At 63.4% G+C, this 22,026-nt stretch carries 23 protein-coding genes; 15 read left to right on the top strand and 8 right to left on the bottom strand.

Annotated elements, in window-relative coordinates; translation table 11 throughout:
- Nucleotides 1-15: 15 nt before the first annotated feature.
- The gene (locus tag AC1C2Q_RS00685; RefSeq protein WP_495448621.1) at nucleotides 16-1,185 is read right to left on the bottom strand and encodes a Kelch repeat-containing protein; all 1,170 of its coding nucleotides are present in this window, start codon (nucleotides 1,183-1,185) and stop codon (nucleotides 16-18) included.
- A 199-nt stretch (nucleotides 1,186-1,384) separates the two neighbouring features.
- On the opposite strand from AC1C2Q_RS00685, the gene AC1C2Q_RS00680 reads away from it, so the two are divergent.
- From AC1C2Q_RS00680 to AC1C2Q_RS00650, 7 genes are all read left to right on the top strand, one after another.
- Nucleotides 1,385-2,401 carry a TerC family protein gene (locus AC1C2Q_RS00680; RefSeq protein ID WP_495429138.1) on the top strand — a complete coding sequence of 339 codons (1,017 nt, stop codon included), beginning with the start codon at nucleotides 1,385-1,387 and terminating at the stop codon, nucleotides 2,399-2,401.
- 154 nt (nucleotides 2,402-2,555) lie between these two features.
- Nucleotides 2,556-4,016, top strand: a complete 1,461-nt coding sequence (gene leuC / locus AC1C2Q_RS00675; protein ID WP_495448620.1) for a 3-isopropylmalate dehydratase large subunit — start codon at nucleotides 2,556-2,558, stop codon at nucleotides 4,014-4,016.
- A 2-nt stretch (nucleotides 4,017-4,018) separates the two neighbouring features.
- Nucleotides 4,019-4,615, top strand: coding sequence for a 3-isopropylmalate dehydratase small subunit (gene leuD / locus AC1C2Q_RS00670; protein ID WP_495448619.1), 597 nt, complete (start codon nucleotides 4,019-4,021; stop codon nucleotides 4,613-4,615).
- 79 nt (nucleotides 4,616-4,694) lie between these two features.
- Nucleotides 4,695-6,062 (top strand): UDP-N-acetylglucosamine 1-carboxyvinyltransferase, encoded by a 1,368-nt coding sequence (gene murA / locus AC1C2Q_RS00665; RefSeq protein ID WP_495429135.1) that lies wholly within the window; start codon nucleotides 4,695-4,697, stop codon nucleotides 6,060-6,062.
- Nucleotides 6,063-6,067: 5 nt separating this feature from the next.
- Nucleotides 6,068-6,823, top strand: a complete 756-nt coding sequence (locus AC1C2Q_RS00660) for a lysophospholipid acyltransferase family protein (RefSeq protein WP_495429134.1) — start codon at nucleotides 6,068-6,070, stop codon at nucleotides 6,821-6,823.
- Nucleotides 6,783-7,946: an NAD(P)H-dependent glycerol-3-phosphate dehydrogenase gene (locus tag AC1C2Q_RS00655; RefSeq protein WP_495448618.1), complete on the top strand. Its 1,164-nt coding sequence runs from the start codon at nucleotides 6,783-6,785 to the stop codon at nucleotides 7,944-7,946. Before AC1C2Q_RS00660 ends, AC1C2Q_RS00655 begins: the two co-directional genes overlap by 41 nt.
- Entirely contained in the window at nucleotides 7,852-8,940 is a 1,089-nt protein-coding gene (locus tag AC1C2Q_RS00650; RefSeq protein ID WP_495448617.1) for a D-alanine--D-alanine ligase family protein, read from the top strand. The genes AC1C2Q_RS00655 and AC1C2Q_RS00650 overlap by 95 nt, the downstream gene beginning before the upstream one ends.
- 9 nt (nucleotides 8,941-8,949) lie before the next feature.
- Here AC1C2Q_RS00650 and AC1C2Q_RS00645 read toward each other — a convergent pair whose 3' ends face one another.
- Nucleotides 8,950-9,462 carry a DUF3515 family protein gene (locus tag AC1C2Q_RS00645; RefSeq protein WP_495429131.1) on the bottom strand — a complete coding sequence of 171 codons (513 nt, stop codon included), beginning with the start codon at nucleotides 9,460-9,462 and terminating at the stop codon, nucleotides 8,950-8,952.
- Nucleotides 9,463-9,485: 23 nt separating this feature from the next.
- On the opposite strand from AC1C2Q_RS00645, the gene thiL reads away from it, so the two are divergent.
- Nucleotides 9,486-10,481, top strand: a complete 996-nt coding sequence (gene thiL, locus AC1C2Q_RS00640; protein ID WP_495448616.1) for a thiamine-phosphate kinase — start codon at nucleotides 9,486-9,488, stop codon at nucleotides 10,479-10,481.
- On the opposite strand, the gene rsmD is transcribed toward thiL, so the two are convergent.
- Nucleotides 10,451-11,029 (bottom strand): 16S rRNA (guanine(966)-N(2))-methyltransferase RsmD, encoded by a 579-nt coding sequence (rsmD, locus tag AC1C2Q_RS00635; RefSeq protein WP_495429129.1) that lies wholly within the window; start codon nucleotides 11,027-11,029, stop codon nucleotides 10,451-10,453. The two genes, thiL and rsmD, sit on opposite strands and share 31 nt — an antisense overlap.
- Nucleotides 11,030-11,073: 44 nt before the next feature.
- Here rsmD and AC1C2Q_RS00630 point away from each other — a divergent pair, with 44 nt between their 5' ends.
- The 7 genes from AC1C2Q_RS00630 to AC1C2Q_RS00600 all read left to right on the top strand — a co-directional run bounded on the left by AC1C2Q_RS00630 (nucleotide 11,074) and on the right by AC1C2Q_RS00600 (nucleotide 17,361).
- Nucleotides 11,074-13,254 carry an ATP-dependent DNA helicase RecG gene (locus AC1C2Q_RS00630; protein ID WP_495448615.1) on the top strand — a complete coding sequence of 727 codons (2,181 nt, stop codon included), beginning with the start codon at nucleotides 11,074-11,076 and terminating at the stop codon, nucleotides 13,252-13,254.
- A 27-nt stretch (nucleotides 13,255-13,281) separates the two neighbouring features.
- Nucleotides 13,282-13,782: a pantetheine-phosphate adenylyltransferase gene (gene coaD, locus AC1C2Q_RS00625; protein ID WP_495429127.1), complete on the top strand. Its 501-nt coding sequence runs from the start codon at nucleotides 13,282-13,284 to the stop codon at nucleotides 13,780-13,782.
- A gap of 145 nt (nucleotides 13,783-13,927) precedes the next feature.
- Complete coding sequence (locus AC1C2Q_RS00620; RefSeq protein WP_495431667.1) at nucleotides 13,928-14,425, top strand: YceD family protein; 498 nt, start codon at nucleotides 13,928-13,930, stop codon at nucleotides 14,423-14,425.
- Nucleotides 14,426-14,427: 2 nt separating this feature from the next.
- Nucleotides 14,428-14,637, top strand: coding sequence for a 50S ribosomal protein L32 (gene rpmF, locus AC1C2Q_RS00615; RefSeq protein ID WP_033104540.1), 210 nt, complete (start codon nucleotides 14,428-14,430; stop codon nucleotides 14,635-14,637).
- A 17-nt stretch (nucleotides 14,638-14,654) separates the two neighbouring features.
- Nucleotides 14,655-15,347, top strand: coding sequence for a ribonuclease III (rnc, locus tag AC1C2Q_RS00610; RefSeq protein WP_495429126.1), 693 nt, complete (start codon nucleotides 14,655-14,657; stop codon nucleotides 15,345-15,347).
- Nucleotides 15,340-16,203, top strand: coding sequence for a bifunctional DNA-formamidopyrimidine glycosylase/DNA-(apurinic or apyrimidinic site) lyase (gene mutM / locus AC1C2Q_RS00605; RefSeq protein ID WP_495448614.1), 864 nt, complete (start codon nucleotides 15,340-15,342; stop codon nucleotides 16,201-16,203). The genes rnc and mutM overlap by 8 nt, the downstream gene beginning before the upstream one ends.
- A 24-nt stretch (nucleotides 16,204-16,227) precedes the next feature.
- Entirely contained in the window at nucleotides 16,228-17,361 is a 1,134-nt protein-coding gene (locus AC1C2Q_RS00600) for a hypothetical protein (RefSeq protein ID WP_495448613.1), read from the top strand.
- Nucleotides 17,362-17,374: 13 nt separating this feature from the next.
- Here AC1C2Q_RS00600 and AC1C2Q_RS00595 read toward each other — a convergent pair whose 3' ends face one another.
- The 5 genes from AC1C2Q_RS00595 to AC1C2Q_RS00575 all read right to left on the bottom strand — a co-directional run bounded on the left by AC1C2Q_RS00595 (nucleotide 17,375) and on the right by AC1C2Q_RS00575 (nucleotide 21,936).
- Complete coding sequence (locus AC1C2Q_RS00595) at nucleotides 17,375-18,694, bottom strand: permease (protein ID WP_495448612.1); 1,320 nt, start codon at nucleotides 18,692-18,694, stop codon at nucleotides 17,375-17,377.
- Nucleotides 18,691-19,386 carry an ABC transporter ATP-binding protein gene (locus tag AC1C2Q_RS00590; protein WP_495448611.1) on the bottom strand — a complete coding sequence of 232 codons (696 nt, stop codon included), beginning with the start codon at nucleotides 19,384-19,386 and terminating at the stop codon, nucleotides 18,691-18,693. The genes AC1C2Q_RS00595 and AC1C2Q_RS00590 overlap by 4 nt, the downstream gene beginning before the upstream one ends.
- An 86-nt stretch (nucleotides 19,387-19,472) precedes the next feature.
- Nucleotides 19,473-20,549 (bottom strand): GNAT family N-acetyltransferase, encoded by a 1,077-nt coding sequence (locus AC1C2Q_RS00585; RefSeq protein WP_495448610.1) that lies wholly within the window; start codon nucleotides 20,547-20,549, stop codon nucleotides 19,473-19,475.
- A complete protein-coding gene (locus AC1C2Q_RS00580) occupies nucleotides 20,546-21,637 on the bottom strand; it encodes a GNAT family N-acetyltransferase (RefSeq protein WP_495448609.1) in 1,092 nt (363 codons plus the stop codon). Before AC1C2Q_RS00580 ends, AC1C2Q_RS00585 begins: the two co-directional genes overlap by 4 nt.
- A 14-nt stretch (nucleotides 21,638-21,651) precedes the next feature.
- Nucleotides 21,652-21,936 (bottom strand): hypothetical protein, encoded by a 285-nt coding sequence (locus tag AC1C2Q_RS00575; RefSeq protein WP_495448608.1) that lies wholly within the window; start codon nucleotides 21,934-21,936, stop codon nucleotides 21,652-21,654.
- Nucleotides 21,937-22,026: the final 90 nt, after the last annotated feature.

Below are 22,026 nucleotides of genomic sequence, written 5' to 3'. Positions count from 1 at the left end.
GGATGCCTCATCGTCTCAGAAATCTTCTGATGAGGTGGGCGGCCGGTAGATCCAGGCCTTCTCGCTGATGTGCCCGCCGGGTCGCGTCCAGTCGACGCCGCCGACCACCAGCAGGGCGTGCTCGGCCCACACGGCCGGCCCCGCCTCTGTGGGTGCTGCCGTTGGTCGCCCGAGCGCTGTCCACGTTCGGAGCGCGTGGTCGTAGACGTACCCGTCACTGATCGCGAAGCGGTCGGAGACTGTACTCTGACGGAGCCACGCACCCAAGTCGGGTTCCGGCGCATCCGCCAGAGGTGACCATGTGCCGTCCGACAGCGTGAGGATGCCTCCGTATGGGTAGGTCCGTCCCCACCTGCCATCGGTGCCGGTGAGCTGCGCGGTCACGAGTTCTTCGCCGGCTTGCATCCAGACGCTGCCGCTGCTGCGCTGCTCCGTGTCGGGCAGGCGGGTCCATTCTTGGCTCTGCTCGTTGAAGCGTGCCACGGTCACCAATGCCGGCGTTTCCGAACCGGGACTATCGACGAGAGGCGTCGCGGTCAGAATGAGTCCGTCGGGCGTCGGCGTGATGACCCGGTCGAATGAAGGCCCGAGCGGATCTGCAGGGAGGGCGGCCCACTCGCCGGTAGCGACGTCCAGGATCAGATCTTCGCCCGCGCCGGTCTCATCCGCGCCGTTCTCATCTGAGAAAACGGCGGCGAGAAGGCGGTCGCCGTCCGCGACAAGCGTTCGCCACATCTCATCTGGCAGTTCCTGTGTCGCCCACACCGACGTCTTCGTGTCGTACGAGAGCAGCCGGGTGCGCTCTAAGGATTCTGTGACCGTTATGAAGAGCGTTCCGTCTACGAAAGCGGCGGATGACGAGACCACGCCGACCGGAGCTTCGGGGAGTTCGGTCCAGGTCTCAGTGGCCGGGTCATACGCGGCCCCATCGTGGGCGAATTCCGGGAGTATGCAGTCAGCGGTCGGAGGACACGGCGGACCAGGAACGCCGCCGACGACCAGGAACTCTTGCCCGGTCCACGCGACGACCGGTTCGGTGCGCGGAGTGAGCGGGAAGTCGGGTAGCTGCTGCCACCCGGCGATTGGTGTGGGGGATGCTTCGACCGCAGCCGTTGGCATATCTGTGCATCCCGACAGCACCAGCACCGCGGCGAGGGTACACAAGACAGCGCGATGCGGCTTCATGCTGACGAGTGTCTGAGTCCGGGCGATCGTCTCAGATGAAATTCGTCAGGTAATATCGATCCAGCGAGAGGGAGTATCCCACTTCTCCGCGTTCGTCATCACGAGCACCAACACTGTTGCTCCGGACGCGGGCCGCGTATTGTGCGGGGGAGAGACTTTCGGCCCTTTTTCCGACCCTCTCGAAAGGTGCTGAGCACCCTTGAATATCCCTGTCTGGTTTGAGATCACCGCATTGGCGGTCCTGGTCGCCATTCTCATCGGCGACCTATTGCTGGTTCGTCTGCGACCGCATATCCCCTCGACGAAGGAATCCAGCCTCTGGGTCGCCTTCTACGTCGGCCTCGCTCTGATCTTCGCCGTTCTGCTCTATTTCATCGCAGGTGGTCAGTTCGCTGGCGAGTTCCTCACCGGCTGGGCGCTCGAGTACAGCCTGTCGATCGACAACCTCTTCGTGTTCGTGTTGATCATGGCGCAGTTCTCGGTCCCGAGGCGTCTGCAGCAGCAGGTGCTGATGGTCGGCATCCTCATCGCCATTGTCCTGCGCGGTATCTTCATCGTCGCGGGCGTCGCGATCATCGAGAACTTCTCGCCGATCTTCTATCTGTTTGGCGCCTTCCTGATCTGGACCGCGATCCGCCAGGCCATGCCGGAGGGGGACCACGAAGGCGAGGCCAAGCGCGAGAACTTCATCGTTCGCTTGTTGCGTCGCCGCATCGACATCAGTGACGAGTACGACGACGCCAAGCTTCGCACCGTCGTCGGCGGCAAGCGCGTGTGGACTCCGATGATCATCGTGTTCGTGGCGATCGGTGTCACCGACCTGATGTTCGCGATCGACTCAATCCCCGCGATCTTCAGCATCACGCAGAACACGTTCCTCGTGTTCACCGCGAACATCTTCGCTCTGATGGGTCTGCGCCAGCTCTACTTCCTGCTCGGGGATCTGCTCGATCGCCTGCGCTACCTGCACTACGGCATCGCGGTCATCCTCGGCTTCATCGGCGTCAAGCTGATCCTGCACGCAATGCATGTCAACGAGCTCCCGTTCGTCAACGGCGGACAGCACATCGAATGGGCCCCAGACATCCCGATCTGGCTGTCGCTGACGGTGATTGTCGCCGCGATGGGCGTTGCCACCGTCGCCAGCCTTATCGCGTCCGCGCGAGACCGGCGCCGCGCACCTGAGCAGCTGCACCCAGAGCCGCCCACGCACTAAGCGTCGTGGTGCGAGCCACCCGCCGCATCGGTGTAAACTGACCGACATGCGGCGGGTGGTTCTTCTCCTTAGTGGCCGCGACGAGACCTCGAACTAGGCCTTTCTCGTCGCGGCGTTCAGCGTGGCCGAACCGCCAACTTTCGGAGATATCGACATGACCTCAGCTGACACCACTGTTTCTTCTGTTCGCCCGCGCACACTCGCTGAGAAGGTCTGGGATGACCACCTCGTCGTAAAGGGCGAAAACGGCGAACCGGACCTCATCTACATCGACCTGCACCTGGTGCACGAGGTCACGAGCCCACAGGCCTTCGACGGCCTGCGCTCAGAGGGGCGACCGCTGCGTCGCGTCGACCTCACGATCGCCACCGAGGATCACAACACTCCGACGCTCGAAATCGACAAGCCGATCGCAGACCTCACCAGCCGCACGCAGATCGAGACGCTGCGTCGAAACGCGGCCGAGTTCGGCGTGCGTATCCACTCGCTCGGCGACGCCGAGCAGGGCATCGTGCACGTGGTAGGTCCACAGCTGGGGCTGACGATGCCTGGCATCACGGTTGTCTGTGGTGACTCTCACACTTCAACACACGGCGCATTCGGTGCCATGGCCTTCGGTATCGGTACTAGCGAAGTCGAGCACGTCATGGCGACTCAGACTCTGCCGCTGAAGCCCTTCAAGACGATGGCGATCACCGTTGATGGCGAGCTCAAGCCCGGCGTCAGTGCAAAGGACATCATCCTCGCAGTGATCGCCAAGATCGGTACCGGTGGCGGCCAGGGCTACGTGCTCGAATTCCGTGGCAGCGCCATCCGCGCGCTCTCCATGGAAGGGCGCATGACGATCTGCAACATGTCGATCGAGGCCGGCGCCCGCGCTGGCATGGTCGCGCCAGATGAGACGACTTTTGCCTACCTGAAGGGGCGTGCACACGCCCCAGAGGGTCAGGACTGGGAAGATGCTGTTGCTTACTGGCAGACGCTCCCCACTGACGAGGGTGCGAACTTCGACGCCGAGGTCTTCCTCGACGCGAACGAGCTCGAACCGTTCGTCACCTGGGGCACGAACCCTGGTCAGGGCAGTTCGCTTTCAGCGTCTGTGCCCAACCCCGCCGATATCACCGACGCCAACGAGCGGGCGGCAGCGGAGCGTGCGCTGGAATACATGGATCTCACACCCGGTACGCCGCTGAAGGAAGTACCAGTGGATGCCGTGTTTATGGGCTCGTGCACGAACAGTCGTATCGAAGACCTGCGTGCGTTCGCATCGGTCATCAAGGGCCGGAAGAAGGCTGATGGCGTGCGTGTCATGGTCGTACCGGGCTCCGCACGCGTGCGCTTGGAAGCGGAGGCCGAGGGCATCGATCAGATCGTCAAGGACTTCGGCGCCGAGTGGCGATTCGCCGGCTGTTCGATGTGTCTGGGCATGAATCCTGACCAGCTTGCACCGGGGGAGCGCTGCGCATCCACGTCGAACCGCAACTTCGAGGGCCGTCAAGGCAAGGGCGGTCGCACGCACCTCGTCTCCCCGCTGGTCGCTGCTGCCACGGCGGTACGCGGCACGCTGTCTAGCCCCAGCGATCTCGACGTCGCACGCGAACTGGTAGGAGCCTGATCATGGACAAGTTCACCACCCACACAGGTATTGCCGCGCCGATGAAGCGCTCGAACGTCGATACCGATCAGATCATCCCTGCGGTGTTCCTTAAGCGCGTCACCAAGACCGGCTTCGAGGATGCGCTCTTCTACGCATGGCGTCAAGACCCCGAATTTGTCCTAAACCAAGAGTCATTTCAGGGCGCCTCTGTGCTGGTTGCCGGTGCCGACTTCGGCACCGGATCCAGCCGCGAGCACGCCGTCTGGGCATTGCGAGACTTCGGCTTCCACGTCGTTCTCAGCCCCCGTTTCGCTGACATTTTCCTTGGAAACGCCGGCAAGCAGGGTCTGCTCGCGGCGACGATCTCTGAGGAAGACCTCGAGCGCATCTGGGCCGAGATCGACGCGAATCCTGGTACTTCCATCACAGTTGACCTCGAGGCGCGCACAGCCACAATCGGCGACTTCCAGGCCGACATCGGTATCGACGATTACACTAGATGGCGGCTACTCGAAGGGCTCGATGACATCGGGCTCACTCTGCGCAACGAAGACAAGATCGCGCAGTTCGAGGCCCGCCGCGAGTCGTGGCGGCCACGTACGCTCCCTGTCCGCTGACATCGAGCACACCGTGGGCCAGGAGCAACCGCTCCAGTGGCTGATGCCGCGACCGTGAAATCGAAGTGAGGCCCATCGAATGACGACAACCGTGCGTGCTGAACTTCAGAATGGACTTTCTGCTTTGACCGGAGACGTACTGGCGATTCGAGGCGGCCGCGCGCTGCGGGGCCGTGTTGATGTGACTGGCGCGAAGAACCTCGCCACCAAGGCGATGGTTGCTGCGCTCCTCGGTGAGGATGCCAGCATCCTGCGTGACGTCCCCAATCTCAGCGACGTCGCCGTGGTGCGCTCGCTGCTCGAAGTTCACGGCGTACGCGTGAGCGAGGGTGATGAAAAAGGTTCCCTGATCCTCGATCCCAGTGACGTCGAATCCGCGCACATGGAAGAGATCGACGCTCACGCCGGGGCATCCCGCATCCCGATCCTGTTCTGCGGTCCGCTCCTGCACCGGCTGGGTCAGGCGTTCATTCCCGATCTCGGCGGATGCCGCATCGGTGACCGTCCGATCGATTTCCATCTTGATGCGCTCCGCAAGTTTGGCGCCGTCGTGGAGAAGCTCCCCAGTGGCATCCGTCTGTCGACTCAGGGCGGACGTCTGCACGGCGCGAACATTCACCTCCCGTACCCGAGCGTCGGCGCCACTGAGCAGGTACTGCTGACCGCGGTGCGCGCTGAGGGCGTCACGGAACTGCGCAATGCGGCCATCGAGCCGGAGATCATGGATCTCATCGCCCTTCTGCAGAAGATGGGCGCGATCATCTCCTACGAGCCCAACCGCGTCATCCTCATCGAGGGCGTCGAGAAGCTTCGCGGGTACGATCACCGCTCGATCTTCGATCGCAATGAGGCTGCGTCCTGGGCTTCCGCGGCTCTTGCCACCGACGGGGAAATCTTCGTCGGCGGTGCGAAGCAGCCAGAGATGCTGACCTTCCTCAACGTCTTCCGTAAGGCCGGCGGCTGGTTCGACATCCAAGAAGACGGCATCCTGTTCCGCCGCGATGGTGAGATCCGTCCTGTCGTGGTGGAGACCGACGTGCACCCCGGTTTCATGACCGACTGGCAGCAGCCGTTGGTGGTCGCTCTCACGCAGGCGAACGGCCGTTCCATCGTGCACGAGACGGTCTATGAGAACCGGATGGGCTTCACTCAGGCGCTGGTGAAGATGGGCGCCGACATCGTCGTTCACCCGCACGGTCTGCAGGACGGGCCGCGACGCGTGCCGCGCCGCGAACTCGAGCAGGCCGCGGTCATCACCGGCCCCACACCACTGCACGGCGCAGACATCGTGGTGCCCGACCTCCGCGGTGGCTACAGCCATGTGATCGCAGCGCTCACCGCGCAGGGCGAGTCGCAGGTCTCCGGTGTCGACATCCTCAGCCGCGGTTACGAGAACTTCCTCGCCAAGCTTGATGCTCTCGGCGCCGACTTCGACGTCGTCCGGTGAGTCAGATGGGCTCCCGCTCATCTGAGAAATCTCGCCCGAGTCTGTTCTGGCCGCTCGCGGCGCTCGTGGTGCCTGTAGTCGGCTACCTTGCGAAGATCGAGATCCAGGGCGAAGAGAAGCTCCCGCAGAACGGAGCGTTTGTCCTTGCGCCGAATCACTATTCGGAGCTTGACCCGCTGATCGTCGCCGTCGCCGTGTGGCGACTCGGGCGTGCTCCGAGGTTTATGGCCAAGGAGAGCCTGTTTCGTCTGCCGGTCCTCGGCTGGCTCCTGAAGAAGACCGGCATGGTGCCCGTCGCGCGCGCGACGTCAGCGGCTGCTGCGAAGCAGACCATTGAGCAGTCGCGGGCGCTCGTCAAGGACGGTCGCGGCGTAATCGTGTATCCGGAGGGCACACTGACGCGGGACCCGGAGTTGTGGCCAATGCGTGGCAAGTCCGGTGCGGTGCGACTTGCGCTGTCAGGCGACATCCCCCTGATTCCGATGGCGCAGTGGGGAACGCACAAGATCATGGGTCGGTATCAGAAGGGTCTGAGCCTATGGCCACCGCGCAAGCGCGTGCAGATCCTCATTGGCGACCCCATCGATCTGGACGATCTCAAGGCGCGCGCAGGCGAATCTGCGACACTCACTGAAGCGACGCAGCGGACCATGAGCGCGATCACCGCACTGCTCGAAGACCTGCGTGAAGAGAAGGCGCCGGCGACGCGCTGGAACCCCAATGATCACGGACAGAAGGAGACCGGACGCCTTGACTCGTAAGAATCTCGCGTCGACTGGGCCTCGCGTCACGGTCATCGGTGCCGGCAGTTGGGGCACCACGTTCGGAAAGATCCTCGCGGATGGCGGGGCACAGGTGACAATGTGGGCACGTCGTCCCGAACAGGCGCTGGAGATCGCCGAAGGAAAGCGCAACTCCAAGTACCTGCCTGGCATCAACCTGCCGCGCTCGATCACCGCCACTCACGAACTCGCGACCGCGATTGAGGGTGCCGAACAGGTGTACCTCTCGGTGCCCAGCCAGTCGCTTCGAGAGAACCTCAAGGCGCTGCGCCCATTGCTCGACGACAGCGACGCACCGATCATCAGCCTGATGAAGGGTGTGGAGCGCTCCACAGGTCTGCGTATGAGTCAGGTCATCGAGCAGGAGATCGCTTGCGATCCGATGCGCATCGCGGTGGCATCCGGCCCGAACCTGGCGCTTGAAATCGCACGTGAGCAGCCGACGGCAGCGGTCATCGCGTCGCTCAGCCAGGAGACCGCTGAGACGGTCGCCCGTGCCGCCCGAAACTCCTATTTCCGCACCTTCGTGAACACTGATGTAGTCGGCACTGAGTTCGGCGGGGTGCTCAAGAACCTCATCGCGGTCGCGATCGGTATCGTGGACGGCGTCGGCTACGGGGAAAACACCAAGGCGTCAATCATCACGAGAGGTCTGGTCGAGATGACGGACTTCGCTGTTGCAAACGGCGCCCAGCCGGAGACGCTGCAAGGACTCGCCGGTCTCGGCGATCTGATCGCCACGTGTCAGTCGCCACTCAGCCGGAACAACACGGCGGGACGCCTCCTCGGTCAGGGTTACAGCTACCAGGACGTCGTGAAGCAGATGAACCAGACGGCAGAGGGCCTGGCTTCCGTCTCTCCGATTCTCAAGCTGGCCCACGAATCTGGCGTACACATGCCCATCGTCGAGCAGGTGAAGATGGTGCTCGACGGGAAGATGAACCCGCGCGACATCGCACCCCACCTGACGACAGAAGACGACACTCCTCAGGAGGAGAGAACCAATCATGGACAAGCAGACGGTGGTGGTGCTCTTCGGCGGGCGTTCCAGCGAGCATTCCATCAGTTCCGCAACGGCGGGCGGAGTGCTGCAGGCGATTGATCGCGATCGATACGAGGTGATCCCGATCGGGATCACCCGTGACGGTGCGTTCGTCTTGGAAGAAGACGATCCGGCAAAGTTCGCACTGGATGCTGCGAAGCTCCCAGAGGTCGTCGACAACGGCACACGCGTGCAGTGGCCGCAACCAAACGGAGATCGCGCGCTGCGCGTGACGCACGCTGATGGTTCCGTCGTCGGATTTGGCGAGATCGACATCGTGCTCCCATTGCTGCACGGTTTGCATGGCGAGGACGGCGCGATCCAGGGATTCTTCGACGTGCTCGAAGTTCCGTATGCCGGCTGCGGCATCCTCGATTCTGCTGTGTGCCTCGACAAACACTTCACGAAGCTCGCGCTGTCTGCTGCAGGTCTTGCCGTCGCACCGGGCGTCACGATCCGTCGAAGCCGGTGGGAGGCCGACTCGGTCGGACTCCGCACCGAGATCGCCGCTCTGGGCTCCGTCGTATTCGTCAAGCCAGCCAGTGCAGGATCAAGTGTCGGGGTGTCGCGCGTCGTCGACAGCGATGGTCTGGACGAGGCGATGCGCATCGCATTCGCAGAAGACGAGAAGGTTCTCGTCGAGTCGATGGTCACAGGACGTGAGATCGAAGTCGGCGTGCTCGCCGGTCGCGATGGCAGGCCCCCACGTGCTTCCCTTCCCGGCGAGGTCGTGCTCACGTCGCGCAGCTTTTACGACTTCGAGGGGAAGTACCTCGGTGGTGAAGGTGTCGAGATCGTATGCCCAGCCGACGTCGACGACGAACTCATCACACGACTTCGTGACACCGCTCTGCGTGCGTTCGAAGCGGTCGATGGCAAGGGCCTCGCGCGGGTCGACTTCTTCGTCACCCCTGGTGGGGAGCTCATCGTCAACGAGCTGAACACGATGCCTGGCTTCACACCGATCTCGATGTTCCCGAAGTGCTGGATCGCCTCGGGCATGAGTTACAGCGACCTGATCACCGAGCTGGTCGAGATCGGGCTCGGCCGCTGAGCGGAACGCTCACTTCAGAAGAATTTGGGCTTCCTCGTCGAGTTCATCGGGTGCGGTGCACCGGCCGTCGGCGGGGACTGCGGTGATCGCGCCGACGAGAGCGCGAGAGCTGATCACATCATTCGAACTGACGACAGTAGTGTCGATGCCCAGTTGCACCGCAGGGTCGCGTCCGTAAGTCGTCAGACGCAGAAACGGCGTTTCGGATGCATCGACAAGCCAGTCGACGCCTTCCAATGTCACGCACTGCAGTTCGCTCGTGGGCGCCGGTACGGTGACTCCGCAGCGCAAGAGGACGGCGGAGTCGTCTCCTGGTACGCCCCAGGCGGCGGTGGCCTGGGCATCGGTCCATCGCCGGTCCATTTCGGCCACGCTTGCGGCGTTGTTCAGCCCGACTGACACCTCGGCGCACAGCGGGTTGTTCGCGTCATCCGCCGGTTCGAGATGCACGGTGGTCGAGCATCCGCTGAGTAGAGCCGTTCCGAGCAGAACGGCAGCGACTGTGGCGAGACGACGGGACATGATTCCAGGCTACCTTTGACAGCATGCCTTCCCGTTCAGCTGACGATGACCCACGTTTGGGTGATCTCTCCGAAGGTACGATTCTGCGTGCCATCCTTGCCCGTACCGCGCCCGCAGCACGAGCGATCATCGGACCCGGTGACGATGCAGCGGTGATTTCCACACCGTCCGGCTCTGTTGTCGCGACCACCGACACTCTTGTGCACGGGCCGGACTTCCGGTTGGCCTGGTCGAGCGGGTACGACCTTGGCTGGAAGTCGGCTGCAGTGAACCTCGCGGATGTCGCTGCGATGGGCGCGCGTCCTACGGCACTTCTGGTGGCGCTTGCCGTACCTCGCGATCTTCGACTTTCGTTCGTCGAGCAGTTGGCCGACGGTCTTCGTGCCGCGTGCGAGGCGCTTGCTCCAGGCTGCGCAGTTGTCGGGGGTGATCTGACCGTGTCTGACGTGCTCACGGTCGCTGTCACGGCTCTGGGTGACCTGGAGGGGCGAGATGCTGTCACGCGCTCGGGTGCACGGCCAGGAGATGTCGTCGCGATCGCCGGTGAACTCGGGCATGCCGCTCACGGACTCGCCGTCCTGTTCGGTCGTTTCCGCGATGGCGACACGCCCGTTCCGATCGACCCGGCCGCGCTTGAGTCAGGCGAGCGCGCCGCCCTCGATGCGCAGCTACGGCCTGCACCTCCGATCGGGCTCGGTGTGATGGCGGCAGTGGCTGGTGCAACAGCGATGATGGACGTCTCTGACGGACTCGCTCTCGATGCCGGTCGGCTTGCCGCGGCATCCGAGGTCACGCTTGATCTCTCCCGAGCCGCGCTCGGTGCTCACCCTGACCGCGCGTTGGCGGGCGGAGAAGACCATGGGCTGCTGGCGACATTCCCACCTGGCACGCTGCCGCCTGGCTTCCGCATCATCGGTGAAGTGCGTGAGCAGGGCACCCAAGGCGTGCTGTGTGACGGTGAGCCGGTGGATGCTGCGGGGTGGGACCCCTACCGTGATTGGGACTCTACGGCGGGCTGAGCCCACCACACGGCGGTGTCTCCGTAGGCCTTCTCGCGGAACACCTCAAGGTGTGCGGCTGCGACGTCTGGCGCAGTAGATCGGCGTGCACGCTCGATCACGACGACGGCGTCCTCTGAGAGCAGCGGCGCGAGTGCGACCAGATCGGCCGTCATTGCTGCGTCGTCCAGGTCGTATGGCGGATCGGTGAAGACGAGGTCATAGGTACCAGCGTCGCGCTTCAAGAACGCCAGCACTGCGCTCTCGTGCACGCGGGCGGACGCGACGCTGAGCGCTTTGGTCACTATGGCTGAATTGCGGCGCACGATTGCGGCTGCGGGGCGGGAACGCTCCACGAGGTCCACACTTGTCGCGCCCCGGCTGAGGGCCTCGAGTCCCAGTGCTCCAGAGCCGGCATACAGATCGAGGACACGAGCACCGGCGATGGCATCCGCAGATTCCAGCGCGGCGAACAGTGACTCGCGCACCCGATCGCTGGTGGGGCGCGTGCCGCTGCCCGGTACCTCCAGGCGGTGTCCTCGTGCCTCTCCGGCGATGATTCTCGTCACCCGTTCAGCCTATGACTGTCCGCGGTGTTCTCTAGACTTCAGACATGGTCTTCTCTCTCGACACGAGCCTGGCTGACGCCATCGGCCCCGTGGCGACGAAGAAGGTCGAGCGTGCATTCGGCATGCAGACCGTCGGCGATCTGCTCGGGCACTATCCTCGTCGTTACGCCGACCCCGCTGAGTTGACACCCATCCGCGATCTTCCGGTCGGTGAGACCGTCACCATCGTGGCCGAGGTGCTGTCGTCATCGGCGCGCACCATGCGAAATCGACCAGGTGCCATGACCGACGTGATCATCGGCGACGAGCACGGGCGTGTCTCGCTGACGTTCTTCGCGAAGAACCTCGCGCAGGCTCAGTGGCGGGCGAACGAGATGCGGCCCGGCCGTCGAGGGGTCTTCTCCGGCAAAGTCGGGATGTACAACGAGACGACGCAGTTCGCCCACCCTCAGGTCGAACTCTTCGACGATGAGGAAAGCGCGCAGGCCCGTGCAGATGACAGGGCACACCGGCCGATCCCGATCTATCCTGCGACCTCAGCCGTTGCCAGCCAGCAGTTCAGGGAACTCGTCGAGAAGATACTGCCGGAGCTCGGAGAGGTGCCTGATCCGTTGGCGAAAGAGATCCGCGTGCGCGAGGGGCTTCTTGACGCTCATACCGCGCTGGTCCAGCTGCACCGACCGCAGACCCTCAACGAGGTCGATCCTGCTGTGCGCACCATGCGGATGCACGAGGCCCTAGTGCTGCAGACGGCGCTGTTGCAGCAGCGTGCCGCAGTACGTGCATTGAGCGCTACAGAGCGCCCAGCGAAGCCTGGTGGGCTGCTGGAGCGCTTCGACGCCGCGATGCCCTATACGCTCACACCCGACCAGCAGACAGTCGGCGATCAAATCGCCGATGACCTCACCGGCGCGTGGCCGATGAACCGGCTTGTGCAGGGGGAGGTGGGTTCGGGTAAGACCCTCGTCGCGCTGCGTGCGATGCTGCAGGTTGCAGAATCTGGCGGGCAGGCCGCGCTGATTGCGCCGACCGAGGTGCTCGCTTCTCAGCATTTGCGCTCCATTACGCGGATGCTGGGCCCGGCACTGGCGCCGCTTCTGATGCCGACACTGCTCACGGGGCAGATGTCGGCACCTGAGCGACGCAAGGCTGCCCTGCGAGTCGCTTCGGGCCAGTCGTTGATCGTCGTCGGCACCCACGCGCTTCTGGGGGAGAAGACGACGTTTGCCGATCTCGGACTGGTCGTCGTGGATGAGCAACACCGCTTCGGCGTCGAGCAGCGCGAAGCGCTCCGGGCGAAGGGGTCGAGCCCGCACGCGCTGGTGCTCACGGCCACACCCATTCCCCGAACGGTCGCGATGACGGTGTTCGGTGATCTTGACACCTCCGTGATCCGAACGATGCCCGCGGGACGTGCGGGCATCGAGTCTTTTGTTGCGCCGCTTGCGGAGCATCCGGACTGGTTTCGTCGAGTGTGGTCGCGGGCTGCGGAAGAAGTCGCGTTGGGCAGACAGGTGTTCGCTGTGTGCGCCGCGATCGATACGACCAAGAAGAGCTCTGGCGAAGAAGATCAGGCCGCGCTGATGCCGTCGGAAGAAGGCGCCACCGGTCCACGTTGGGGGGTCGTACAGCTCGATGCCGTTCTGGCGACGCATCCGACGGTCGGTGGGCTCCGGCGTGCGGTGCTGCACGGAAAGATGCCGGCAGACCAGAAGGATGCCGTGATGCAGGCCTTCGCGCGTGGGGAGATCGACGTGCTGATCGCCACGACTGTCATCGAGGTCGGAGTGGATGTGCCGAATGCCTCGACGATGATTGTGCTCGACGCCGATCGATTCGGCGTCTCTCAGCTGCACCAGCTGCGCGGTCGCGTCGGACGTGGCGAAGTTCCTGGATTGTGTCTGCTCGTCACCGAGGCCGAAGAAGGTTCCCTTGCGCGTGACCGTGTCGAGGCGGTCGCGGCAACCCTGGACGGCTTCGCTCTGGCAGAAGTCGATCTCGAGCTGCGTGGCGAGGGCGATGTGCTCGGGTCGACGCAGTCTGGTGTGCGGTCGTCATTGAAGCTTTTGCGGGTGGTGAAAGACTCGAAGCTCATCGCCAGAGCTCGCGAGCTTGCGGAAGACATTCTGCTGACCGACCCGCAGCTTGACTCGCACACCGGGTTGCGAGACGTCATCAAGCGTCGCGTGACTGAAGATGATCGGGCCGCGCTCGCGAAGAATTAGGCACCTGGGGTGCAATAGGCTGAAGCCATGAGCAGCCGGATCGCCGTTGTCCCGGGTTCGTTTGACCCACCCACCCTTGGTCATCTCGACGTGATTCGTCGAGCTGCAAAGCTTTACGATGAACTGCACGTGCTGGTGGTGCACAACCCCGGCAAGGAGGCGATGCTCCCCATCGCTCAGCGACTGTCGCTGCTGGAGCAGTCGATCGCAGAGGACGGCATGGGCGGGGCCAACATCATCGTCGACTCGTGGAGCATGGGTCTGCTGGTTGACTACGCCCGCGATGTTGACGCTGGTGTGCTGATCAAGGGCATCCGTTCCCAGATCGACGTGGCATACGAGTCTCCGATGGCGATCGTGAACCGACACCTCGCCGATATCGAGACGGTCTTCCTGCTGCCTGATCCTTCGCATGCGATGGTGTCGAGTTCGCTTGTGCGCCAGGTAGCCGGCCTCGGTGGCGACGTCACACCATTCGTCCCGCGCGCGGTCGCGGCCTTCCTCGACACGGGTGCACGCGGGCTCTGAGGCCCTGGTTGTCACCCGGCGTGTCGAAGCGCCGGGGGATCAACGCCCTTCATTCAGCATCCGCCGGTAACATGAAGTGGTGAAGACCCGACTCAGCGGCCCATTCGTGGTGCCCGTACGTGACATCGTCCGACGCCCGGGAGAGATGCGTGAGCATCAGTTCTCTGTTGCTTTGAAAGAGCAGTGGGGTGAGGGCATCGTTTCCTTCGAAGCCGGTGCTGAGATCGACATCGAAGTGCGACTGGAGTCAGTCCACGAGGGCATTCTCGTCTCCGGAACAGCGGATGCAGAGTACAAAGGCGTGTGCGGAAGATGCCTGATTGACATCGCTGAGCCTGTCGAAGTCGAGTTCCAGGAGCTTTTCGCGTATCCTGGACAGGAAGAAACTGACTTTGAGGTTCAAGACGACCACGTGGATCTTGAAACTCTAGTTAGGGAAGCGTCTGTATTGTCGCTTCCGTTTCAGCCGGTGTGTCAGCCGGATTGCCCCGGGCTCGACCCGGCAACGGGCGTGAAGCTGGCCGTAAGCACCGGAGCGGAGATAGACGCTCCCATCGATCCGCGATGGAGTGCGCTCCAACAGATCACAGACCAGGGGAGTGCGGCAGAGAGCCGTGCGCCCGAGAATACAGAAGAGAGTTAGCCATGGCTGGTAACCCCCCGAAGCGCAAGGTTTCCCGTTCCAACACCCGCTCGCGTCGCGCGCAGTGGAAGGCGGCGCCCATCGCGCTCGTCAAGACCGTTGAGAACGGCAAGACCGTTTACAGCCGCCCGCACCAGGCGAAGGTCGTCACTGACTCGCAGGGCACTGAGCTGTTCATGGAGTACAAGGGCCGCAAGGTCGCCGACGTCTGAACCACGGTCTCACGATCGTGACAGAGGTCCCCGGCGGGACTGAATCTCTCGCAAAGAAGCTCAGGGTCGATATCGACCCTGAGCTGCTTGCGTTGGCGTTGACTCACCGGTCATACGCATACGAGCATGGCGGCAGCCCGCACAATGAGCGCCTGGAGTTTCTCGGCGACTCAGTGCTGGGGCAGGCCGTGACCGTCATGTTGTTCACGACCCACCCCGATCTCGATGAGGGGCAGCTCGCCAAAAGGCGCGCAAGTGTGGTCTCGACCGTCGCCCTCGCGGAGGTGGCCCGAGGCATCGGCCTTGGGGCATACCTGTTGCTAGGGCGCGGCGAAGAGCAGACCGGCGGTCGTGACAAAGACTCGATCCTCGCCGACACTATGGAGGCCGTTTTCGGTGCCACGTATCTGTCGGCGGGTCCCGAGGCTGCGACCGAACTTGTGCTCCGCCTCACCGAACCGCTACTCGACGATCCTGAGCGGTACGGTGCGGCCATGGATCCCAAAACCAGCCTGCAGGAGCTGGCAGCTCGTCTTGGTTCCACACCCCCGCAGTACTCGGTGTCATCCAGCGGCCCAGATCACGACCGTCGCTTCAGTGCGACGGTGATGGTCGGCGATGTGAGCATGACCGGTGCCGGCACCAGCAAGAAGACCGCTGAGATGGCCGCGGCGCTCAGCGCATGGCGCTCGCTCGGCGAGAGTGCCTGAGCTTCCCGAGGTCGAGGTCGTGCGCGCAGGCCTCGCACCTGCTGTCATCGGCGCGACGATCACGAGCGTCGCGGTCTTCGACGAACGGGCGTTGACCCGGCATCCAGCAGGTGCGGCAGATTTTGTCGCACGCCTTGAAGGTGCTTCTGTTGTTGCCGCTATGCGGCGAGGCAAGTTCCTCTGGCTTCCGTTGGAGGGCGAAGCCGAAGCCATGACCGCACATTTGGGCATGAGCGGGCAGATGCTGCTTCGCGCGCCGAACGCTCCCGCTGAACGGCACGAGCGCATCCGGCTCGCCGTCGAGCATCCGCAGCACGGCGAGCTCGCCATCGTGTTCTCTGATCAGCGCACGTTCGGCTCGCTCGCCGTCGACACCCTCATCGCCGATGGCACTGACCGCGTTCCCACGCAGGTACAGCACATCGCGCGTGATCCGTTGGATGCGGCGTTCGATGATGCCGCGTTCATCGCCGGAGTACGTCGTCGATCGAGCGCGATCAAACGCATTCTTCTCGATCAGACCGTGGTCAGCGGAATCGGCAATATCTACGCCGACGAGTCGCTGTGGGCAGCGCGCATCCACCCGGAGACCCCTGGCCGTGCGCTTTCCGCGCAAGCCGTTCGCCGGCTGCTGGCCGAGGGGCGGCTGGTGCTGGAGAAGGCTCTCGCCGAGGGCGGCACGAGTTTCGATGCGCAGTACGTCAACGTGAATGGACAGGCGGGGTACTTCGCGCACTCGCTGAATGTCTATGGGCGCGAGGGAGTGCCGTGTGCTCGCTGCGGCAGCTCAATCACACGCGCGGCGTTCATGAATCGCTCGTCGCATTTTTGTCCGCGGTGCCAGCGACAACGCTGACTGCCAGATATAGAGGGAACTGCCGTGGATTTGCGATGGTTGAGTGCGCCCGAGCACGAAATCGCCGAGGCGATGGCACGAGTGCGTCGCACGGGACGGCCGAGCTGGGTGCCGACGAAGCGACAGACGCTCGTGCACGTGAACAACTGCCTGATGCTCTGGTACTTGTGCATCGTGTTGATGACACTCGGCATTCGTATTGATACGCTCCAGCAGAATCGCATCGACGCTGTCGATGTCCGAGACATGGTGATCGCCACCGCGATCTTCGTCGCCTGGCTTTTTGGGACTTTCTGGCTGCATCGCTGGGCCGCGTTGCCGCCCTCGCGGCGATCCCGTATGGGCGAGTGGCGGCAGGCGCTTACCGCTCTCGCGAATGGATTCGAGGCCGAACCAACACAGAGAACAGCATTCGTGTCGATGATCACCGCGGGTTCGGGCCAGCTCTCCTTCTATCCTCGATTTACCGCGCCCGGCGTGGAGTTCGGCAATGTGACAAACCGAACCCATCGCTCGGAATCATGGCAGTATCTCGCAGTGCAGCTGCCGGTGTTGCTCCCGCATCTTCTCTTTGCGACAACGGCAACGGGTGGATTTTTCGATGAGCTTCCGGTCGCGCTCAAGCGAGACCAACGGCTGTCACTTGAAGGCGACTTCGACCGATGGTTTCACCTCTATACCCCGGCAACCTACGAGCGGGACGCACTCTTCGTGGTCACACCGGACGTGATGGCCACGCTGATCGACCGCGCACATCGGTTCAACATCGAACTCGTCGATGACCATCTCGTCTTCTTCACACCTTCACCCGCAGACTTCACTGCTGCCGAATCCTGGCGAACCGTGGAATCCCTGTTGCAAGCGGCCGTACCGGTCATGTCGAACGCGCGCCGTTACCGCGACGAAAGGGTCACTGAACAGCGGACCTCAGCGGCGATTGCCTCGATCCGCGCATCGATCAAGACACCGGGAGCCGCATGGATCGAACCCGTGCCGCGGATCGATCCGACGGGACGTCGACTCGACATGCGTGATCGCCGCACCGGAGTCTGGTCGGTGCTCGGCGCCGTCGGCTGGTTCGCGACTCTGACATTTCTCTATGTGGTGCCGGGCCTCTTCGCGTTCGCCGGTTTCATGTCCATCGTCGACGGTCGCTAGCAAAACTGTTTCGTCAGGTGGTTTGAAACGCTCTGCCGAGCAACGGCGAGGTCACCCGTACACCCAGCCACACGAGCCCGATTCCTGCCGCAACGACAGCAGCGATCGTCAACAGTGACAGCGGCGACACGATGAGCGCGATTCCGATCAGGGGAAACATCATCACCGCGGCGCATACCGCGGACCCGATCGATGTCATCAGCAGGGGTGACATTGTGGACTGCCGACGGGCGACGTCGACCGTGCGCACCGGCATCCCGAGATAGTGCAGGCTCCGATGCAAGTCGCGTTGATCGAGGATGCCGGATGCCTGATTCACGCCAACGGAGACGGCCACCATCAGGAACGATGCGGCCAGGGTGATGATTACTCCGGTGCGGATGTCTACAGCGAGCATCAGATTCGCGTCAGCCTCTGCGCCGCTCATGGTGTCCATCATGGACACTCCAGTGCCAGCGAACACCGCCACGAAGCTCGTCATCGCAACACCGCTGACCTGCCGCCATGCTGCTTTCGGAGACTCCAACACATGCCGGGCCGACAGCAACTGCTCCGGTCGCTGAGCCCGACGAAGGCGTCCGCGTGCTTGCAGCTTCAGCACCCACGGGCCGACAAGATTGAGCACGGCAAGTACCGCGCCGAAGAGCCCAGCCACAACGAGGATCGTGATCGTCAACCCCGCCATGCCGGGGAACACCTGAATCACCGCGATGGCCGTGGCGATCACTCCGACAGCGAGGACCGCACGAATCCAATGAACCTGCGGCACGTCCGTGCGCATCCGCACACCGAGAGGTGAGATGACGACCCGCCGCAGTCCGACGGCCGCGCTGATTGCGGCGAGCAGCACGACTCCGATGATGACGGCGAGGATGTGAAGGGCCGGCAGCATCACAGCTTGGATCCCGAGCGCCTCGCCACGGAAGGGAATCAGCGCCACCAATGGGGTCAACGCGAGGTATCCGAGCACACCGACGACAGCTCCGGCGAGGGCCAAGAACGTAGATTCGATCACCGTCGCTGTGACGACACCAGCGGGGGAGACGCCGAGGAGTCGAAGCGTCGACAACCTTTCGTCCCTGCGGCGCGCAGACAGTCGGGCGGCGGCGCCACCGAGGGTGAACAGCGGAACGATCAACAGCACGACGGCTATGGCAGCGAGCGCCTGGTAAAGACCGGCGTCGGAATCCGTCCAAGACCAGAATGCCTGTGCGCCGCCGATGACGGTGAGCACGAGCGCGGTGACCACGCCGAATGCGATGACGGGCAGGGCCACGACAGCGCGTTCCCCGGACGAAGGGCGTAGCAGCAGTGCGAGAACGCGGGCGTTCATGCGGCGACCCCCGTCTCGACGAAACGACCGTCACGCACATGCACGATCCGTGAGCACCGCGCCGCGACGTCGGCATCATGCGTGACAACCAGCAGAGTCTTACCCTGACCAGTTGTCGACCACAGCAAAGCGTCCATCACCTCGGCCGAGGTCTGCGAATCCAGCGCGCCGGTCGGCTCATCCGCGAAGACCAGCTCTGCGCCGGTCACCTGAGCGCGGGCGATCGCGACACGTTGCGCCTGGCCACCGGAGAGCTCCCCGATGCGACTGTCTTCCTTGCCCGCGAGTCCGAGAGCCTGCAACCACGACGCCGCTTGAGCCGTGGCATCTGCCTTCTTCACACCATTGATCATGAGCGCCAGCCCCACGTTCTCGACGGCTGTCAGCTCCGGCATCAGAAGCCCCTGTTGGAAAACGAAACCGAACTGCTCACGACGCAGGCGCGAGCGTACCGACTCCGAACCACCCGTCACATCGATCGCCACTCCCGAGGCCGGGGTGAAGGTCACCGCGCCGGCATCCGGCGTCACGATTCCCGCGAGAATGTGCAGCAGAGTCGTCTTGCCAGAACCGGAGGCTCCCATGATGGCGAGAGACTCGCCGCGCCTCACGATGAGATCGACACCGGCGAGCGCATGGGTCGTTCCGAAGGTCTTGTGCAGGGTCTGGGCATGGATGACTGTGTCGTTCATGCTTTCAGCCTCGCTGGATCCGTGGCGCGAATCATCCCTCTCTGGGTGCAGATTCGCGCCACGGCGTCATCCCGAAGGATGATCGTTCAGCCGAGCTTCTTCTGCCAACCCGCCGCATACGACGCCGGCACGAAACCGATCGTCTCGTTGATGTCGAGCATCGGCCGGTTATCTTCGGCGTTGAACGTTGACACCTTCGATGATGCGGGAGCGATGTCCCGCCACCGCAGTAGGTTCGCGCACTTCACAATCGTGCCGAGGCGCTTACCTCGATGTTCTTTCACGACGAGGGTGCCGAACTGGTGGGTGACGCCGGAGTGATCCGCACCGATGACCAGCTCGTTGAAAGCGACCAGCCGTCCGGAAGGGACGTGCTCGACGGCCGCGACCGACATCACCTGCCCGCCGTCGGCGAGGTTCTGGTCGTGGCGGATAACTCGTTCTGCATCCCAAATCTCCTCGTCCATGTCGAGGTCACCGCTGGGTGCATCTGTCGCCATCCGTGAGATCACATCGGCGTACCCATCCCGAAGATGTGCCGGGGTGGGTAGCGTCCAGCTGACGACGCGATAGTCATCGCCCGCGAATGCCGATGCTTCGGTCAGCATCCGCTTGACGCGCTCGAGCGATCCGCTCAGCGGAAGGATGCTGTTGCGCTCCACCTGCTCCATCGTGAACCCGTTCTCCAGCAGCAACTCGCTGAGAGCGGTGGCGGGAACGGTGCCCCACCCGGTCGCTGGTGTCAGCATTCGCTCGGAGTGGGCAGCGGGATGCAGCGCCCAGACCTGCATCGTCTGTCTGCCCAGAGCGACAGCCTCCTGCTCGAGCCGTTGAAGGAGGGCCATCTCGACCCCGGCTCCCCAATGCGGCGGGATCACGATGACGTTCGCCTCGGCCGAGGTCGTCCCCTCCTGGTTCGCGGTGACGAGAAAGGCGGCTCCCACGATCTCGCCGCCTCGTCGCGCGGTGAATCCGGTGTACGTGCGATCGGTTCGGTCGAGCCAACGTGGCAGCGTCTCTTCTGCCGTCTCGTCGAGGTCGTCGATACCGGCATCGAGCCGGCATTGTATGTTGCCCATGTCGATCAGGGTCTGGAACTCGACGGCATCCGGAGCATCCACGCTCGCGGGGATCACCATCTCGGTGATCGTGAGTGCTTTCATGTCAGTTCCTTCTTCCATGCGCCTTCATAGGCGATGGCCTCGAAGCCGAGTGCTTCATTGATGGAGAGCATCGGCCGGTTCTCTTCGGCGTTGTAGGTGATCACCCGGTCGGATGACGGATGCTGCTCGCGCCACGACAAGAGACCTGCAGCTTTGACCAGCATCCCGAGCCGATGACCGCGGTGGGATGCGAGTACCAGAGTGTCTTCCTGATGCGACACCGACGCAGGATCCGGTCCGATCGCCAGCTCGTTGTATGCGCAGAGCTCTCCGGTCTCGATGTGCTGCGCAGCGGTCACCAGTACGGTGTTGCCGCGCTGCTGATGGCGTTCGTCATGGCGCGCGATCCGATCGGAATCCCACTTCTCCGCAGGCATGTCTAGATCGGCATCAGGCACATCCGTGGACATGTGCTCCTTCATCCAGGCATACCCGGGGACGTGTTCGGCGGGTGTCGGCAGCATCCACTGCACGACGCGATATCCCGAGGCATGGCTCTCCGCTTCGACGAGCAGATCTCGCACGTTCTGCTCGAGCGGGCGAGTCCAGACGAACGTGCTCACCCGCTCCACCTGTTCCAGCGTGAACCCGTGACGCACCAGGAAGCGTGCGCCGTGGTCGTTCGGGATCTCTCCGAAACCGGTCGGTGACGCCAGCGTGGTTTCCGAAGTCGTAGCGGGATGCTCGACCCAGACCAGTAGGCGTTGGACCTCTGCCTCGCGTGCGGCAGCCTCGATGTGGGGGAGTGCTGCAGAGCCGATGCCGGCTCCCCAGCGCGCACGGACCAGGCTGAGGATGGTGAAACCGGTGCGCCCACCGTCATCAGCCAGGATGTTCAACGTGCCCACGCCGACCATCTGATCGTTCACGGACACGTACCACTGGCGTCTGATGAACTCTGGGCTGTCACGCAGGAGCGGCAACAGCGATTCCGCCGTCAGATCCTCATCGTCACGACCGGTGAGGTCGCTGATCGAGGTGTTTCGTACGGCTGCATACTCGCGAACGAGAGCGGACGGCGCCGCATCCGCTTGCGCAGGAAGCACAAGCGAATGCAGCGTCGCGTTATCGGTGAGTTTGATGTTCATCTCGGGGCTCCAGGTCAGCGCATCTGGTGATGCAGGTTGTAGGCGAGCAGCGCCAACGATTCGCGTTCGGTGACGTGTTTGGTCTCGAACATCCGCATCACCTCTTCGCTGGTCATAGTCCGCGCAGGCGACCGGCGCGGACGCTGGGCCCGCATCAACAGCCATACGCCGACTCGAAGTGAAACGCGGTCTGCGAGTGGGAGCGCGGTCCGGTCGGCGGGGACGGTGATCTCGAGAACCTCCTGGTCTTCGGTACATGGTGGGTGGGCGGTGCTGCGAAGCAGCGTGTTCGTATGCACGAGAGTGCTCGTTTCTTTTCGATCTTTTGTGAAGGGGGCGTTGCGCTGAATCCGGGGACACCGGATGCGCGGGCGAGAGGTCTCAGAGAA

Source organism: Microbacterium sp. Y356 (assembly GCF_059445355.1).
The sequence above is the reverse complement of the archived record's forward strand: the minus strand, read 5'-3'. Positions and strand labels throughout refer to the sequence as shown.

What these genes read in the sequence shown, in the direction of transcription:
- AC1C2Q_RS00595 (WP_495448612.1), bottom strand. Translation starts at nt 18,694, where the DNA reads ATGAACGCCCGCGTTCTCGCACTGCTGCTACGCCCTTCGTCCGGGGAA.
- AC1C2Q_RS00660 (WP_495429134.1), top strand. Translation starts at nt 6,068, where the DNA reads ATGGGCTCCCGCTCATCTGAGAAATCTCGCCCGAGTCTGTTCTGGCCG.
- AC1C2Q_RS00650 (WP_495448617.1), top strand. Translation starts at nt 7,852, where the DNA reads ATGGACAAGCAGACGGTGGTGGTGCTCTTCGGCGGGCGTTCCAGCGAG.
- murA (WP_495429135.1), top strand. Translation starts at nt 4,695, where the DNA reads ATGACGACAACCGTGCGTGCTGAACTTCAGAATGGACTTTCTGCTTTG.
- AC1C2Q_RS00630 (WP_495448615.1), top strand. Translation starts at nt 11,074, where the DNA reads ATGGTCTTCTCTCTCGACACGAGCCTGGCTGACGCCATCGGCCCCGTG.
- AC1C2Q_RS00585 (WP_495448610.1), bottom strand. Translation starts at nt 20,549, where the DNA reads ATGAAAGCACTCACGATCACCGAGATGGTGATCCCCGCGAGCGTGGAT.
- AC1C2Q_RS00655 (WP_495448618.1), top strand. Translation starts at nt 6,783, where the DNA reads ATGATCACGGACAGAAGGAGACCGGACGCCTTGACTCGTAAGAATCTC.
- AC1C2Q_RS00580 (WP_495448609.1), bottom strand. Translation starts at nt 21,637, where the DNA reads ATGAACATCAAACTCACCGATAACGCGACGCTGCATTCGCTTGTGCTT.
- rpmF (WP_033104540.1), top strand. Translation starts at nt 14,428, where the DNA reads ATGGCTGGTAACCCCCCGAAGCGCAAGGTTTCCCGTTCCAACACCCGC.
- AC1C2Q_RS00645 (WP_495429131.1), bottom strand. Translation starts at nt 9,462, where the DNA reads ATGTCCCGTCGTCTCGCCACAGTCGCTGCCGTTCTGCTCGGAACGGCT.
- AC1C2Q_RS00590 (WP_495448611.1), bottom strand. Translation starts at nt 19,386, where the DNA reads ATGAACGACACAGTCATCCATGCCCAGACCCTGCACAAGACCTTCGGA.
- leuC (WP_495448620.1), top strand. Translation starts at nt 2,556, where the DNA reads ATGACCTCAGCTGACACCACTGTTTCTTCTGTTCGCCCGCGCACACTC.
- AC1C2Q_RS00620 (WP_495431667.1), top strand. Translation starts at nt 13,928, where the DNA reads ATGCGTGAGCATCAGTTCTCTGTTGCTTTGAAAGAGCAGTGGGGTGAG.
- leuD (WP_495448619.1), top strand. Translation starts at nt 4,019, where the DNA reads ATGGACAAGTTCACCACCCACACAGGTATTGCCGCGCCGATGAAGCGC.
- AC1C2Q_RS00685 (WP_495448621.1), bottom strand. Translation starts at nt 1,185, where the DNA reads ATGAAGCCGCATCGCGCTGTCTTGTGTACCCTCGCCGCGGTGCTGGTG.
- thiL (WP_495448616.1), top strand. Translation starts at nt 9,486, where the DNA reads ATGCCTTCCCGTTCAGCTGACGATGACCCACGTTTGGGTGATCTCTCC.
- coaD (WP_495429127.1), top strand. Translation starts at nt 13,282, where the DNA reads ATGAGCAGCCGGATCGCCGTTGTCCCGGGTTCGTTTGACCCACCCACC.